This window comes from Faecalimonas umbilicata (assembly GCF_042846195.1).
Lineage (GTDB): Bacteria > Bacillota > Clostridia > Lachnospirales > Lachnospiraceae > Faecalimonas > Faecalimonas umbilicata.
The window spans coordinates 1,990,205-2,005,033 of the sequence record NZ_AP031411.1; the positions used below are offsets into that span (position 1 = coordinate 1,990,205).

The following is a 14,829-nucleotide window of genomic DNA, read 5'->3' on the forward strand; positions in this document are numbered from 1 at the left end:
CTGTCACTACAACACTCTTTCAAGTTCACGCAATAACTTTGATTTCATTTCTTCCAACTCTGTCTCTGAAGGAATATTTTCTTCACTGTACATCAATTCCATAGGATACCACCATACAGGACCTCTTCCATGATTTCCATAATTTTCTATATCACCGGTTACTCTTGGAAACAAATGCCAGTGAAGATGCGTATCTCCATTCCCCAGCAATTCATAATTCATTTTTTCTGCACTAAACGCCTTTGCTACTGCCTCTGCCACAATAGACATTTCCTCCAGATATTTCATTTTGGTATCATGATCTAATGTAAACAACTCTGTCTGATGTTCTTTGCATAAAAATAATGTATAGCCCTTAAAATGTTGATTATCCCCAAGCACAACATATCCCGTTTCCAGTTCTTTTACAAAATATGGATTTGTCCCTTCTTTTATCCTCTGAATTCTTTCACAAATAAAGCACATATATGTATCCCTCCCAAATCATTCTTCTCCAAAATAGTTTAACAAATGTATCGGCTTTTTTCCACTGTATCTGCCATCTTCCTACATAGATGTGAAAAAATCTTCTGCAAGCATCTCGTTTACTTCGCCGCCAAGCAGCATAATATACATACATGCATACAGCCAGAGCATGATCAGCATAATTGTCGTCATACTTCCATACATCGTAGAAAATCCGGTAAAAATATTGACATATGCTGAAAAGATATAAGAAGCTGCCGCCCATCCGATCGCAGTCAGAAATGCTCCCGGAAACTGTCTGATAAATTTTGTTTTCTTATTTGGAAGAAAATGATAGATTGTCATAGAAAACACCGTCAATACTACAATCGATGCCACTGCACGGATATTGATGATCAGATCTATGATTCCCTTCATAAAAGGATAGTGATTGACAATAAAAATGCTCAACCGATCACCAAAACCAAGTATAACAAGGGAAAGTACGATCGCAATAATAAATAGTACTGTGTAAAATGCTGCACGCAGGCGCAGGTAAATATAATTTCTCGTTTCCTTACTTCCATAGACACTGTTAAGCCCCGCACTCATTGCAAGAACTCCTCTGCCTGCAGACCAGATTGCTACAAGCCCAGTCAGAGAGATCATTGCCTGAGACTGATTGTACACCTGATTGACAATAGAAACAATCATCGGGTAGATGGTCTTCGGAAGTACATGCGTCACCGCACGTATGACGTCTGCTTTCGTCACTGGCGTATACTGTACCAGAGCAAGAAGCAGCATGATAAAAGGAATCATTGACAGCACTATAAAAAAGGCTGACTGTGCAGCATATGCACCTGTATGATTCTCTGAAATCCTATCCATAATCCGGTTCAATAACCGGTATTTTTTCATTATCGTTTCTTTCATCGGACTTCTCCTTATTTTTTCTAACACACAATCTTACCATGCTTTTCTCTCAAAATGCAATCTGTTTTTTATACAGTCTGTATTTTTATATGGCACTGTGATATAGTATCCTGAATACCGGCTGGTTTGCTTTTCGTAAATTTCACCGTACTTCTACATCGTGATAAAATGTTGTCAGAATCTCGAGATAATTCTTTCCTTTTTTTGCCATCTCGTTTGCACCATTCTGGCTCATTCCGATGCCATGTCCGAACCCGCCACCGTCCAGTACATAATTGCCGTCCTGATACTCCACAGTAAAAAATGCACTCGGAAGCAGTGCCATACTATCTATCACTGTCCCATCCTGCTTCTCAATCGTATACCCATTTCCGCCAAGCGCCGTCCGTATCTTATTTTCCGTATCAACGGTCACACTTCCCAACTCCCCAGTCACCACAATCTGCTGTGCCACACCACCGGGACCGTATTTTGTCACTTCCATCGAAGTTACATTTCCGATATTGGTCTGTGTATTTAGATTGATCATATTTGTCAGTACATTTGTCGGAATGACCGCCCGCCATCGATACCATGGAAGGTCTGCTTCGTAATCGCGCTCTGCATCTTTGATCTCTGCACTCTGTAGATACCCTTTCTCCGGCGAAGCATTTCCCCACGCCTCCGCCGTTGTCGTCTTTCCGCAGGATGTAGAAAAATAATAAGCCGTGATCACTTGATCTTGATACCATAATTTTTGTCCTCTTGTCTCATCCACCGCTCGGTTTGTGCTCGCCTGCTCTCCAGAATTGCCATATACCTGGAAGGCAGTGCTGTCATCAATATGTGCCTGATATTCCGGATAGCCAAACCCCTGTGTCTGCTTATATGCGTAGCTGCGCGCACAGACCGCCTGCACTTTCAACGCTTCCGGCTCATAGGATGCAGGCATTTCTGACGGCACAACCCCATATAAGTACTGTTCCATTGAGAGTTCATTGACGATCACAACTCCTTCCGCTGTCTGAAACAATTCGATTTTCCCACGATAATTTGGAACACCGCATCCTCGGTTCAATGTGACAACCGCGATCAAATCTCCTTCTTCTTTCGGCTCAATATGTATCGTTCCCTTTGCAAACATTGCATCATCCGGACAGATTGTGACCACTTCTCCTGGAGCGCTCTCGCGCACTTCATCTCCACTTTGGATTTTCAGACCGCCTGCTGCCTGAAATCCCGCTTCGGGATGTGCCACATTTGCAAATCCATCTGTCTTTAATACCACACGGACAACGGAATCTTCCACTTCTTTTTCGGTTCCTTTTCCCTTACTTTTCTTTTCTTCCTCTGTCACGTTTGAATTTCTGTTCTTTTTCACCTCTTTCTGCTGATTGTTAGAAATACTTTTCATCAGACAGGCAAAAACAGATAACCCCAACAGAAGTGCCAACATATGATATTTATATTTTTCTATCCATTTCATCTTTATTTTCACTCTTTCTCATACAAAAATGGCAGCCGCTTTCACGACTGCCTTTCTCTTTTGTAAGCTTTCCCCGGAGGTGCCGTTTTCTGTCTTTTGACTCCTAGCATTCCGCTAGGTGGGCAACCGCATCTGCTTTTCTGCCTTCCACTGCTTCGATCGGTGGCCTGACATATTACAGAGATATAAGAATCCCGTTTAAAGTATTGTAGGTTCAAAATAACAGAATTGTCGAACATCCCAGGTATTTCTCTTTTGTTCTAGGTACATTATACATGATGTCTTTCAAGATTTCAACTGCTTCTTACTTAGATTTTTTTCAGTTTTCATTTTGTTTTTACAAAAAGTACCTTTTACAAAAAACATTTTGTAAAATAAAACAAAATCTTTTCCCGGAAAGTCAATTTTTCCGCAATCAATCTGCACACGTTCCGATATGTTCTGCAGAGTTCTCTTTCTTCTTTAGCAGAAATGGTGTCCCCGCTATACCACGCTTTAAGCGCTGTCTGCTGTGCCGCTTTTATCTGCACTTCCATTTTATCACAGACTTTTTTCGCCTCCTGCCCGAATTCATCCCCGAGGCAGTCATTCTCTGCCATCCCGGCAAACCGGAGTACTTCATAGAGACTGGAAAAGATCGTCTGTGCTTTCTCATTTCTGTTCTTTGCAAATATCCCCTGGCGCTGCTGCACCTTGTAAAAGCGCCATGCGCCAAAACTTATGATACTCATCAGCATAAACAACAGAAGCTGTTTTATTCGTTTTATCAACAAATTACTCTTCGTTCCATTGTCTTCTTTTTCTACATCCACATTTGTTGCAGCATTTTTTTCTGTACCTTGCTGCTGATTTTCCACATTTTTATCATTCGCTTCTTTTGTCCCGGTCTCATGTTCTTTTGGAATATTGGATTCTGCCATCTGGCTGTCAGAACTGACTCTCTGCGAATCCTCACCAGATACTTCCGGGGAAACATTTTCCAAATCTGTCCCATGCGCTTTTGATGTATCGTCTCTTCCGTAAGTTGGTGTCAGCTCCACTGGAATCCAGATTCCGTCACCCGTGTAAATTTCTGTCCATGCATGGGCATCTGCCCCGGTTACAGTCACCTGATAAGTTCCATCATCGGAAGTTTTCCACTGCTCCTTACCTATCAGGTATCCGGAAACAAATCGCGCCGGAATATCATGACTGCGGAAGAGTAATGTTGCCGCCGTCGCATAATGCGCACAATATCCTTTTTTGTTCTCAAACAGAAAATATTCTACATATTCTTTTCCCCACGGAACCTTTCCCGGTGACAGACTATAACTTGTATGCGCGCCCAGCCATTGCTCCATCGCTGCTGAAATTTCAAAGAGAGTTTCACCCTCCAGTGGGATCTGCTGCAGTTTTTTCTTTTGTTCTGCATCAATCTTAAGATACTGTTTGCTGACAAACAAATCATACTCTGACGTTTTTCTAAGAATCTCCTCACACTTTTTTCCGGTGCGTTCCTGCCAGTCAGCCTCTGATAGTTCGCAAAAAGAAGTCGTATACGTCGTTTTCCCGGTTCCTTTCACATAGGTATCCCCCCATACTTCCTGCTCATTTCTGATCTTGCTCCCATACGGAAGATATTCATATGCCTTCTCTGTATCCTCATACTCCACAGACAGCTTTTTTTCATCCTTCTTTTCCTTCAGCCAGCGATAGACATCCCCTTTTCTCTCTTCCAGTGCCTCTCGCCTTCCAAGCTGATCTCTCGCACTGCTCTCCAGTCTTTCCCACTGTTTTCTATTGTAATCTGCTCCAATATATCCATACAAATACAGATCCGTCTGTGGTTTTTCCCCGACTGTCACTTTCAGCTGGGGCTCTTTTCCCGGTTCCAGCCGATCCGCCGCAGATAAGTCTCCATTTCCAATACCTCCTGCTGCAATATCTGTCCTCACATTCTCTCTGGTACTTCTTCGGATATCCTGCCACAGTTCTTCTAATACGAGTTTTTGTTTTGGACTGTCCGGCAGAAAAATTGTTTGTAACAACGGTTCCAGAATACACGCACCTCCCACAAATGCAATCGCTGCGATTCCGATCAGCATTCCGTTTGCCGTTCCGAAAAATTTTATCTGCCTTTGTTTTCCCGGCAGCGCAGTCTGCATTGCCAGAAGTCCCATGATTCCTATCAGCAACTCCCACACCGTACGATTTTCTGGAACTCTTCCAACCAGGAATGGCGCGAGAAAACCAAATGCAAACAACACTGCCAAAAGTATTCTGCCCTTCTTTTGTAAAAATCCTCCAACAAGAAGACCACTCACAAGGACCCCCGCCGCAAGGATTGCTGTCTGCTCGGTAGAAATTCCCCCTGTCTTCACATACTTCACAGCGTCCCATGAGAACTGATAATACGCATTGACCGCCTCCGTCATTCGCTCCATACTGCGACAAATCCCCTCACAGATTTCCTTCCATCTCCAAAGTCCGATCCATACAAACAGTCCCACTGCCGCTGGAAACAGATATTTTCTGTGCCGTTTCCAGCCAAACGCAATGCCCCAGATCACAGAGGAGAGTACAATCCAGATGAAAATCATTTTTTGATCATATGGAATCTGAAACGCATCTGCGATTCCATGCAACATGCCAAGCGTCCCTACTGCTCCATAGAACACACTCCACGCTGTTTCCATCTTGCACCCCTCCCTCATACTTCCAACACACACTGTCTTAGCCACTCCTGACTTTCTATCAGATGATCTGCAAAAATCTGTTCCTCATTTTTGAAAAAACCGCCTTCTCCTCGCCAAGAAAGTATCGTATGATACAACTCCTGTGGATAAATGCTCCTGTAACTTTCTGTAAGGCTCTCTTGTGACGATTTTCCTGCTCCCCATGTTTCAAGAAATCGGATTGCAAACAAATAAACATCTTCTTCTGTAAAAATCCTCGCCCGCTCTAGTTCCCCATTCTCCATGATCCAGCTCACTACATGGCTGCATCCCGCATCCAAAAGACTTCTTACAAGTGATACCGCTGTCTGCAGATACCTGCTGATCTCTGCGGCGCTTTGTCCCCCTTCTTTCCACACAGGTTCCAATAAAAGCAGCACCGCTGTTCCAACAGGTCTTCCAAATTCTTTCACATACCATTCTCCCTTCCTTGCACTAAGTTTCCAATGGATGCGTGCCATCCGGTCACCCGGCTGATAGTCCCGCAATGCAAAAAGTTCCGACGGATCATCGCCGCTCACCTCTTCTGAAAATCGCTCACCTTCCAGAGAAAAATTACTTGTTTGAACAGTTACCTCCGTCACAATCGGATATGTCTTTGGAAAAATCAATATTTCTGCTTTCTTTTTCATTCGTTTCCGAAATGACCAGATTCCCAACACATCATATACACGGCAGTCTACTAACTCTGCACATACTTTGCCCGAATATTTCTGCAAATGTTTGACAGCAATCTGTTTCTTTTCTTTTGCACGCACTGCAACCCACAGTCTTTCTTTCCTCTTCTTTTCCTCTCCCGCATACTGATAACTCAGATCTATCCGCATCTTACATACTGGAATACACAGACGATTTCTGACAAATATCTGACTTTGTAGTGCTTCCCCCTCCTCCACAAACAGCTTCGTATGCTTCCACTCTGCCGACAAACCAATCCACGAGATTCCTGCATTGCAAAGCAAAAGAAGCAGAAACATTCCTTCAAATGCCAGGACAAAATTCCCAAGTTCCCAATGGTACAGCATATTCAAATATACCGTCACTGCCAGTATTCCCGCATAGACTATTTTCCCTCTCATCTGCTGTATCTCCTTTCCACGTACTGCCTTTGGTCTTTTATCCTCGATTCGGCAGCGGAGCCGAAACCTGACGGAGAATTTCCCAGAGCACCTTTTCCTTGTCCACTCTCTGCGCTCTCGCTTTTGCATTCAGAGAGATCCTATGCGCCGTCACCGCCAAAAATACATCTTGCACATCTTTCGGAGTACAGTATTCCCGCCCATGTAAAAATGCGGTCGCTTTCGCCATCTTCGCAAGAGCGATCGTTCCTCTGGGACTGACACCATATGCAATCATAGGATGTTCCCTCGTCATCTGTATCAGACTTCCGATATACTGATAGACACGGTCATGGACGTAAATTTCCTCCACATATTCCTGCATCCGCTGAAGCATTGATGCAGAGATCACGGAATGTACCAACCGTTCCGATTGCCGTTTCTGATTTCCTTTTACAATTTCAATCTCATGGCGAATATCCGGATATCCCATCGTCATACAGATCATAAAGCGATCCAACTGTGACTCCGGCAACATCTGGGTGCCGGTAGAACCCATCGGGTTCTCCGTCGCAATGACAAAAAATGGCTTCGGAACTTCCCGTGTGACCTGATCTACTGTGACTGTCCCTTCCTCCATCACTTCAAGAAGCGCCGACTGTGTCTTCGGCGATGTTCGATTCAGTTCATCTGCAAGAAATAGGTTACACATCACCGCTCCCGCCTGATAAACAAACTGATCCCTCTCCTTCTGGTACATTGAAAATCCGACAAGATCTGATGGAAGGATATCTGGTGTAAACTGTACCCGCTTCCAGTCCAGCCCCATACTTTTTGCAAGCGCAAGTGCCAATGTCGTCTTTCCTACTCCCGGAATATCTTCAATCAGAATATGTCCCCCTGCAAGAATCGCAGCAAGCGCCTTCCAGATACACTCATCCTTTCCGATCACTACTCTTTTTACTTCTTTTATTATCTCCTGCGCCAGTTCCATATACTGCATACGACCATCCCCCTGACCTTTCTTTTTAGTATAGCATTCCCCCACTATTTCTGCATCTTTTATCTTTTCTGCACCTTAAAATTTAACTTCTTCTTTACAAACAGTGTATAACACTTGACAACAGTTTGTATCTGTTATATACTGTTTGTAAAGAAAGGGGTGCAAAATGAGAATTATTATAAATCATTCTTCAATGACACCTATCTATGAGCAAATTGTAGAACAAGTGAAAACATTGATTCGAAATGAAAAACTAAAAGAAAATGATAATCTTCCATCTGTCCGTTCACTTGCAAAAGAATTGAAAATAAGTGCTTTGACTGTAAAAAAAGCATACGACAACTTAGAAAGTGAAGGATTTACAGTGACCGTCCACGGAAAAGGAACATACGTTGCCGCAACAAATCCGGAACTTTTACTGGAAGAACAAAAAAAAGAATTAGAGGCTGACTTAGAGCAGGCCATTCAAAAAGGCAGGCGTTACGGCATCCGCGATGAAGATATCAAAAGCTTATTTGAACTGATTTTGGAGGGATAACTATGTTAAAAATTGAACACTTAAAAAAAAGCTATGAAAACTTTTCACTAGACTGCTCTCTGGAAGTAAAGCGAGGTCACGTCACTGGGCTGATCGGTCAAAATGGTGCCGGAAAAAGCACTACCTTTAAAGCCATTTTAGGGCTGATTTCTTATGAACATGGTGATATCACAATCCTCGGAAAACCACTTGCTCAGTTTACAGCAAAAGATAAGCAAGATTTGGGAGTAGTCCTTTCTGATTCTGGTTTCAGCGGATATTTGACCATCAACGACATCCTCCCTATCATGGAAAACCTATATAAAAATTTTGACAAATCATTCTTCTTGGAACAAGTAGAAAAATTTCAACTTCCATGCAACAAAAAGATCAAGGATTTTTCAACAGGCATGAAAGCGAAAGTAAAAGTTTTAACCGCGATCTCACACCATGCAAAACTGTTAATTCTCGATGAGCCAACGGCAGGACTGGATGTGATAGCCAGAGATGAATTGCTGGAACTCTTAAGAGATTTTATGGCAAAAGAGGAAGGAAACTCTATTTTAATCAGTTCTCATATTTCCAGCGATCTGGAGTCAATCTGCGATGATCTCTATATGATACATCAGGGGACGATCATCCTGCATGAGGACACCGATGTATTGTTAAGCGATTATGCACTGCTTAAAGTTGATGACGAAGCATATGCCGGACTGGATAAACAATATCTGCTGCGCTCCAAAAAGGAAAGTTACGGATATAGCTGCCTGACCAATCAAAAGCAGTATTACGCCGAAAACTATCCGCAAATCGCAATTGAAAAAGGAACTATAGACGAAGTAATCACAATGATGATCAGAGGTGCTGCATAATGAAAGGATTATTAATCAAAGATTTTAAATTAATGAAAGGACAGAAAAATTTCTTTTTGGCTATCGTCGCCATTGCTCTGGCAATGATCACATTATCGCCGGGAACTTCGTTTGCAATCGGCTTCTTAGGTTTTGTCGGCTCACTATTTTCATTGAGTTCTATCAGCTACGATGAATTTGACAACGGAAATGCGTTTCTGTTCTCTCTGCCGATCACACGCAAAGAGTATGTGTTAGAAAAATATACTTTTGGAGTCCTTTGCGGAATCGCTTCTTTATTTTTAGGAACACTCATCAGCTTTTTTTCCATCCTCATTACAGACAAAGGCAATCTCCGGGAAATGTTTCTGACCGCATGTACTCTGCTTCCTGTCATCCTTTTGCTTCTGTCAATCATGCTTCCTTTCGTTTTAAAATTTGGCGGTGAAAAAGGAAGAATCGCTATCTTAGGTATGATGGGATTTCTATTTGTGGCAGGAATCCTTCTTACAAAAATAGCTGAATATATGAAAATAGATTTCTATCCACTTGTAAAAAGACTTTCACAAATCGATCCGCGTGTTTATATTTTATTCTTTTTGTTTCTTGCAATCACTGCTTTGGCTGTCTCATGCCTTGTCAGCCAATCTATCCTGAACAAAAAAGAATTTTAAAAGTGAGGTGTGATTATGGATCTGACTATTCTGGCAATTGGATTGCTTTTAGGTATCGGTATTCCTCTCAGAAACAGAGCAATCAAAAAACATCGTAAGAATAAGAAAAATACTGACAAAAATCACCTTTAACATTCATACAAAAGCCGTGAGCAGTCCCTCATACTATGAGCTCTTCTCACGGCTTTCTTACATTCGCTTTTCTTCTTCAAATTTTTTATGTCCAATTGTCAATATAGCGATCCACCAGCCATTTCTAAATTTATTATAAAATTCGTGACGTTCCTGTATGGAAATGGTATGATATTTCTATATAATTTTGTCCGTGACCGGACACAATGGAGGAATGAAAATATGTTTACAAAAAAAGAACTTTACTGTGCCAACTGCGGCAGAAAAATTGATTTAAAATTCGGTCTTCCGGACTCCTGTACAAACTGCAAGATCCGATTTGAATTTCCAAAGATCACACAAAAACATGGGATCACCGGATTCCTTCTTCTGTTTGCCCTCTCTCTGGCTCCCATCTGGGCATTGATCGAACTAATCCGCCCGATGATGAATGCATCTCGTGCAATCAACATCGGAGTAACGATCCTTGCACTCTTCGGAGGGATTGTCTGGTTCAAGACAGTTCTGACACTTCTGAATCAGTACGGCTTTTATGTCTGCCGAAATATTGATCGACGCTAGCAGGCTTCCAGCTACTGCAAACATTATATTTCTGAAATTCCCAAGCATCCACGCATCACCGGGGCAAAGTGCAAACTGGCAGACATTCTGAAATTCTCCCCACTTTTATGCCGATTATGAACTCCAAGTCTCTATCCGCGGTGGCTGGAGCGTCATGCAGTATCCGTTTCTTACACTGAAAGCAATAAACAGATAAATGTAAATGGTTCATACTATTTTTTTCTATCTGATCGACACTCCCTATCGCTAAAGCAAGCAGTTTTACGACACATTAGATAACCAAGAAAGGAAGGTAACTATGAAACCTCTTATAATTGATTCCGAAATCACTTTAATTCCTTACTATCCAAACTATGATACTGCGCTTCCATGGTATCAAGATCTGGATGTATGCAGGCAGGTTGACAACATTGATTGTACCTATTCCCTTGAACGGCTGCAAAAAATGTATTCATTTCTCAGTACCCACGGAGACTGCTTCTATATCCAGTATCAGGGAACTCTTGTCGGCGATGTCACTCTCCGCAATGATCAGGAAGTATGCATTGTTGTATGCAAAGACTTTCAAAATAAGCGGATTGGAAGACGCTGTATCCTAAAAATGATTGAACTTGCAAAAGAAAAAAGAATGGATCAGATTACCGCAGAGATCTATCCTTTTAACACTCAGAGTCAGAAAATGTTTCTGTCTATCGGTTTTATAAAAACTGAAGAAGAGACTTATACATACCAGCTTTCATAATAACTTTAAGGAGCTGATCAATTTATGAATATTGAATTACTGCCATTTTTCAAGCAGAAGCGATTGTACAAGAATACTCTGAATCCCTCTATATAAAATCATGCACTTAGGAGGCCATCATGCAACAATATAAAATTACCTTTGGCGTAGCATTAAATGAGGAAAAGTTATATGCCATCGAACGTGACTTTGGCATTCCGGCACATTTTGATACCATCTATATCGAAGCAAATTCTCCAAGACATGCCATCCGGCTTTTTTGCGAAAAGTATGGTATTTCCCGACGCATCATTCGGACATCCGACTTGTTAAAAATAGTATACGTCGTAAGGCCAGGAGGGAAACACGGATTTTTAGGATTTCGTGTTTCCGGTTTAGAATGGAAGAAAGATTTTGAAACACTGCAGAAGAAGTCCTTCTTTCACTAATCATAGATACCCACAGTATATTCTTTTCTACTGGAATTTTGTCCAGACTGTACACATGTTTCTCATTTATTCAGGAGGTACTATTTTTATTATGAAGCTATCAAAAAAAATCCCGGAATACATTCCTGCTGACTCCTATCTGGAGGTGTCTAACAGTTTGTTCCGGGATATTTATACTCTATTTTGCGGAAGGCAGCAATGTCCTTCTCTCTATTCTTTCGGCCCCGCGGTGAGGGAATGCTATCTGCTCCACTTCTGTCTCGACGGCTGCGGAGATTTCTATGCAAATGATCAACACTACCATCTTGAAAAAGGACAGGGCTTTCTGATCTGCCCAAATGAGCTGACGTTCTATCAGGCGGATGAAGCGCATCCGTGGACCTACGCATGGATTGGACTTTCTGGAGAGCAGGTATCTCACTATCTTGACCTTGCAGGAATTTCTTCCCGAACCCCGGTCTTTCGCTGTCCTGATGTAGATCTGATCCGATCTGATATCGATGATATGATCGCACACCATACACTAAGTTATTCTTGTGAAGTGCATATTCAAGGGGTCTTAATGAAGATTTTGTCCTATCTGATCGAAGTATCTTCGCACCCAAGACAGAAAGAAGAAAATGGCAACAGCCTCTATGTAAGCCGCGCCATTTCCTATATTCATAAAAACTATCAGAATCCGGTGTCTGTTCAGGAAATTGCAGATTATCTTTCCCTGAACCGCAGCTATCTGACAGAGCTGTTTGTACGCACACTACATTTGTCCCCTCAGCAATTTCTGATGAAATATCGGATTACAAAGGCGGTTGATTTTCTTACCTACACCGACTTGAGTGTAGAACACATTGCCTGCTCCTGTGGTTACGCAAATATATCTTCTTTCTCAAAGGCATTCAAAAAAGTGACCGGGATCAGCCCTTCGCAGTATCGAAATGAGCATCAGACTTACACTTCCTGAAGGAAATATAACCGAGACTGATAATCTCCATTTCTTCCGTTATATTTTTCTCCATTCTGCCCTGCAGCTGCATCAGAGACAACAAGCCCTGCCTGCATCAGTTCATCACCGAAAAGAATTTCTTTCCGGTCACTGATCTGATAGGCAGCTCCTTCCTTTAGTCCTGCCAGATGCAATCGCTCAAATCCTGCATTCACAGGTTCCAGCACACGATAATAACCAACTAGTGCCTGGCTCTGATCTTCGGATACAACCATCCATGCTGTCACATTTCCCTCAAATGGGCTTTTCAGACGATAAAACGTTCCCTTCTGAATCAATTCTCTATGCGCCTTCATGAACACAATCTGCTCTTTGATTTCCTCCAACTCCGCTTCTTCCATTGAAGTAACGTCAAGTTCATAACCAAATGTACCAAAATAAGCTACATTTGCCCGTGTGTTTAACGGAGTATTCCTCAATACCTGATGATTTGGCACAGCAGATACATGGGATCCCATACTGCTTACCGGATAGACAAATGACGTGCCATATTGAATCTTCAGACGTTCTACAGCATCTGTGTCATCCGAAGTCCAGCATTGTGGCGCATAATATAGAAGTCCCGGATCAAATCTTGCACCTCCGCTGGCGCAGGACTCAAATAGAATCTCCGGAAACTGCTCCGTCAATTTTTCATACAAATGATATACTCCGAGAATATATTTATGGAAAACAGATCCCTGCTTTTCTGCCTCGGAACCATGTGAATAGATTTCCGAAATGCTCCGGTTCATATCCCATTTCACATAAGAAATCGGAGCTTCTTTCAAAAGTTTCTCCATCTGACCGTAAATTCCCTCTACTACTTCTTCTCTGGAGAAATCAAGCACAAGCTGATGCCTTCCGACAGAAACATTCCTTCCCGGTGTCGATAAGATCCAATCCGGATGTTCCTCATACAACCTGCTTTTTTTGTTTGTCATCTCCGGTTCAAACCACAGGCCAAACTTTAATCCCATCGCCTCAATCTTCTTGGCAAGTCCAGCAATCCCTCCCGGGAGCTTCTGCAGATTCGGATACCAGTCGCCCAGAGAGGTGAAATCGTCATTACGCTCTCCAAACCATCCATCATCGAGCACAAACAGTTCAATTCCCAGTTCTTTTGCTTTTCCGGCAATCTTTAAAATCTTCTCCTCATTGAAGTCAAAATACGTTCCTTCCCAGTTATTGATCAGAATCGGTCTTACCTCGTCTCTGTATTTTCCCCGCACCAGTCTTGTCCGGTACAACTTATGAAAAATCTGGCTCATTCCATTGAGACCCGCATCAGAATAGACCATCACTGCCTCAGGTGTCTGGAACGTTTCTCCTTTGTTTAATTCCCAAGAAAAACGATCCGGATGGATTCCCATTGTAATTCTTGTCACATCATAAGTATCCACCTCTGCCTGTGCGAGAAAATTTCCGCTGTATACAAGGCTAAATCCAATCGCTTCCCCGAAAGTTTCCGTTGTCTCCGAGCGCTTTAATGCAAGGAACGGATTATAATTGCTGCTGCTAGATCCTCTCATGCTGTACACCGCCTGAATCCCATGCTCCAGCTTCCTTGTTTTGACTGCGCGCTCTCTTCCCCATGCTCCGGTCAGTTCGATCATCTCATATTGCTTATCCGGCAGATCCAGACTCAGGCTCATCGCACGGTCAAGAAGAATACTCTCCTCCCCTTTGTGATGAAATCTTGCATTTCTTGCAATAGCCGGAAATTCTTCATAGATTGTATACGTCAAGATCAATTCTGTCTGAATCAGTGAATCTTCCAGTGTCACCTCAAGTGTCACTGCTTCTTTCTCTTCTTCCACATAAGTGGCCGGAAGACCTTCTAACCTTGGCTTTCCACTGTAAAGTCGATGACTTTTATAAACAAATTCTGTCACTCTGCTTCCGTTTTTTTGCAAAATCTCCTGGGCCGGATATCTCATATCTCCGCTGCCATAAGCCGGATACTCTTGACGGATATGTTCCATCGAAAAAGTACTGTCATCTTCAAATGTACATACAGACATTGGTCTGTCACAAAATTCCAAAAGATGATTAAAACTCTCCCTGTCTCTGAGCCGCTTCCCAAAATATAACTGTCCAAGCTGTCCGTTTTTTAAAATCGTAAAAATATAGCTGATTTTTTCGTTGAACAGATGAAAATTTCTACTTTCCTCATGATAAATTACTGGCATCTGATCTCCTCCTTCTCAAGTCATCCAACCGCCTCTCTGATGGACTGCACCACCCATCTCTGTTCGGTCTTATCGCTGCATCTACTGATTTCTATTATATCGGAATCTGTCCCCAGTTCAATTTGCAGATGTC

General features: G+C 42.4%; 14 protein-coding genes and 1 other RNA gene. 7 read left to right on the top strand and 8 right to left on the bottom strand.

Annotated features, from left to right (window positions below; genetic code table 11):
• Positions 1 to 6 precede the first annotated feature (6 nt).
• The 7 genes from ACGG81_RS09470 to ACGG81_RS09500 form a co-directional block, all read right to left on the bottom strand.
• Positions 7 to 465 (bottom strand): HIT family protein, encoded by a 459-nt coding sequence (locus ACGG81_RS09470; RefSeq protein ID WP_390108025.1) that lies wholly within the window; start codon positions 463 to 465, stop codon positions 7 to 9.
• A gap of 81 nt (positions 466 to 546) precedes the next feature.
• A complete protein-coding gene (locus tag ACGG81_RS09475) occupies positions 547 to 1,380 on the bottom strand; it encodes a YihY/virulence factor BrkB family protein (RefSeq protein WP_009262284.1) in 834 nt (277 codons plus the stop codon).
• Positions 1,381 to 1,522: 142 nt separating this feature from the next.
• Entirely contained in the window at positions 1,523 to 2,845 is a 1,323-nt protein-coding gene (locus ACGG81_RS09480) for a SpoIID/LytB domain-containing protein (protein WP_390108027.1), read from the bottom strand.
• Positions 2,846 to 2,911: 66 nt separating this feature from the next.
• Positions 2,912 to 3,095, bottom strand: a non-coding RNA gene (ssrS, locus tag ACGG81_RS09485) — 6S RNA.
• Positions 3,096 to 3,198: 103 nt separating this feature from the next.
• On the bottom strand, positions 3,199 to 5,520 hold the full coding sequence (locus ACGG81_RS09490) for a transglutaminase domain-containing protein (RefSeq protein ID WP_336305223.1): 2,322 nt from the start codon (positions 5,518 to 5,520) through the stop codon (positions 3,199 to 3,201).
• A 14-nt stretch (positions 5,521 to 5,534) separates the two neighbouring features.
• The gene (locus ACGG81_RS09495) at positions 5,535 to 6,638 is read right to left on the bottom strand and encodes a DUF58 domain-containing protein (RefSeq protein ID WP_390108030.1); all 1,104 of its coding nucleotides are present in this window, start codon (positions 6,636 to 6,638) and stop codon (positions 5,535 to 5,537) included.
• Between the two features lie 37 nt (positions 6,639 to 6,675).
• Entirely contained in the window at positions 6,676 to 7,620 is a 945-nt protein-coding gene (locus ACGG81_RS09500) for an AAA family ATPase (protein WP_390108033.1), read from the bottom strand.
• Positions 7,621 to 7,786: 166 nt separating this feature from the next.
• Here ACGG81_RS09500 and ACGG81_RS09505 point away from each other — a divergent pair, with 166 nt between their 5' ends.
• The 7 genes from ACGG81_RS09505 to ACGG81_RS09535 all read left to right on the top strand — a co-directional run bounded on the left by ACGG81_RS09505 (position 7,787) and on the right by ACGG81_RS09535 (position 12,483).
• Positions 7,787 to 8,158, top strand: coding sequence for a GntR family transcriptional regulator (locus ACGG81_RS09505; RefSeq protein WP_009262289.1), 372 nt, complete (start codon positions 7,787 to 7,789; stop codon positions 8,156 to 8,158).
• A gap of 2 nt (positions 8,159 to 8,160) precedes the next feature.
• Positions 8,161 to 9,009 carry an ABC transporter ATP-binding protein gene (locus ACGG81_RS09510; RefSeq protein ID WP_336305221.1) on the top strand — a complete coding sequence of 283 codons (849 nt, stop codon included), beginning with the start codon at positions 8,161 to 8,163 and terminating at the stop codon, positions 9,007 to 9,009.
• The gene (locus tag ACGG81_RS09515; protein ID WP_008975031.1) at positions 9,009 to 9,662 is read left to right on the top strand and encodes an ABC-2 transporter permease; all 654 of its coding nucleotides are present in this window, start codon (positions 9,009 to 9,011) and stop codon (positions 9,660 to 9,662) included. The genes ACGG81_RS09510 and ACGG81_RS09515 overlap by 1 nt, the downstream gene beginning before the upstream one ends.
• Positions 9,663 to 10,016: 354 nt before the next feature.
• Positions 10,017 to 10,355 (top strand): hypothetical protein, encoded by a 339-nt coding sequence (locus ACGG81_RS09520; RefSeq protein ID WP_009262293.1) that lies wholly within the window; start codon positions 10,017 to 10,019, stop codon positions 10,353 to 10,355.
• A gap of 298 nt (positions 10,356 to 10,653) precedes the next feature.
• On the top strand, positions 10,654 to 11,097 hold the full coding sequence (locus ACGG81_RS09525; protein WP_390108036.1) for a GNAT family N-acetyltransferase: 444 nt from the start codon (positions 10,654 to 10,656) through the stop codon (positions 11,095 to 11,097).
• Positions 11,098 to 11,216: 119 nt separating this feature from the next.
• A complete protein-coding gene (locus ACGG81_RS09530; protein WP_317343825.1) occupies positions 11,217 to 11,525 on the top strand; it encodes a hypothetical protein in 309 nt (102 codons plus the stop codon).
• A 91-nt stretch (positions 11,526 to 11,616) separates the two neighbouring features.
• Positions 11,617 to 12,483 carry an AraC family transcriptional regulator gene (locus ACGG81_RS09535; protein ID WP_270195970.1) on the top strand — a complete coding sequence of 289 codons (867 nt, stop codon included), beginning with the start codon at positions 11,617 to 11,619 and terminating at the stop codon, positions 12,481 to 12,483.
• On the opposite strand, the gene ACGG81_RS09540 is transcribed toward ACGG81_RS09535, so the two are convergent.
• A complete protein-coding gene (locus ACGG81_RS09540; RefSeq protein WP_317343828.1) occupies positions 12,471 to 14,696 on the bottom strand; it encodes an alpha-galactosidase in 2,226 nt (741 codons plus the stop codon). The genes ACGG81_RS09535 and ACGG81_RS09540 overlap by 13 nt on opposite strands.
• Positions 14,697 to 14,829 lie beyond the last annotated feature (133 nt).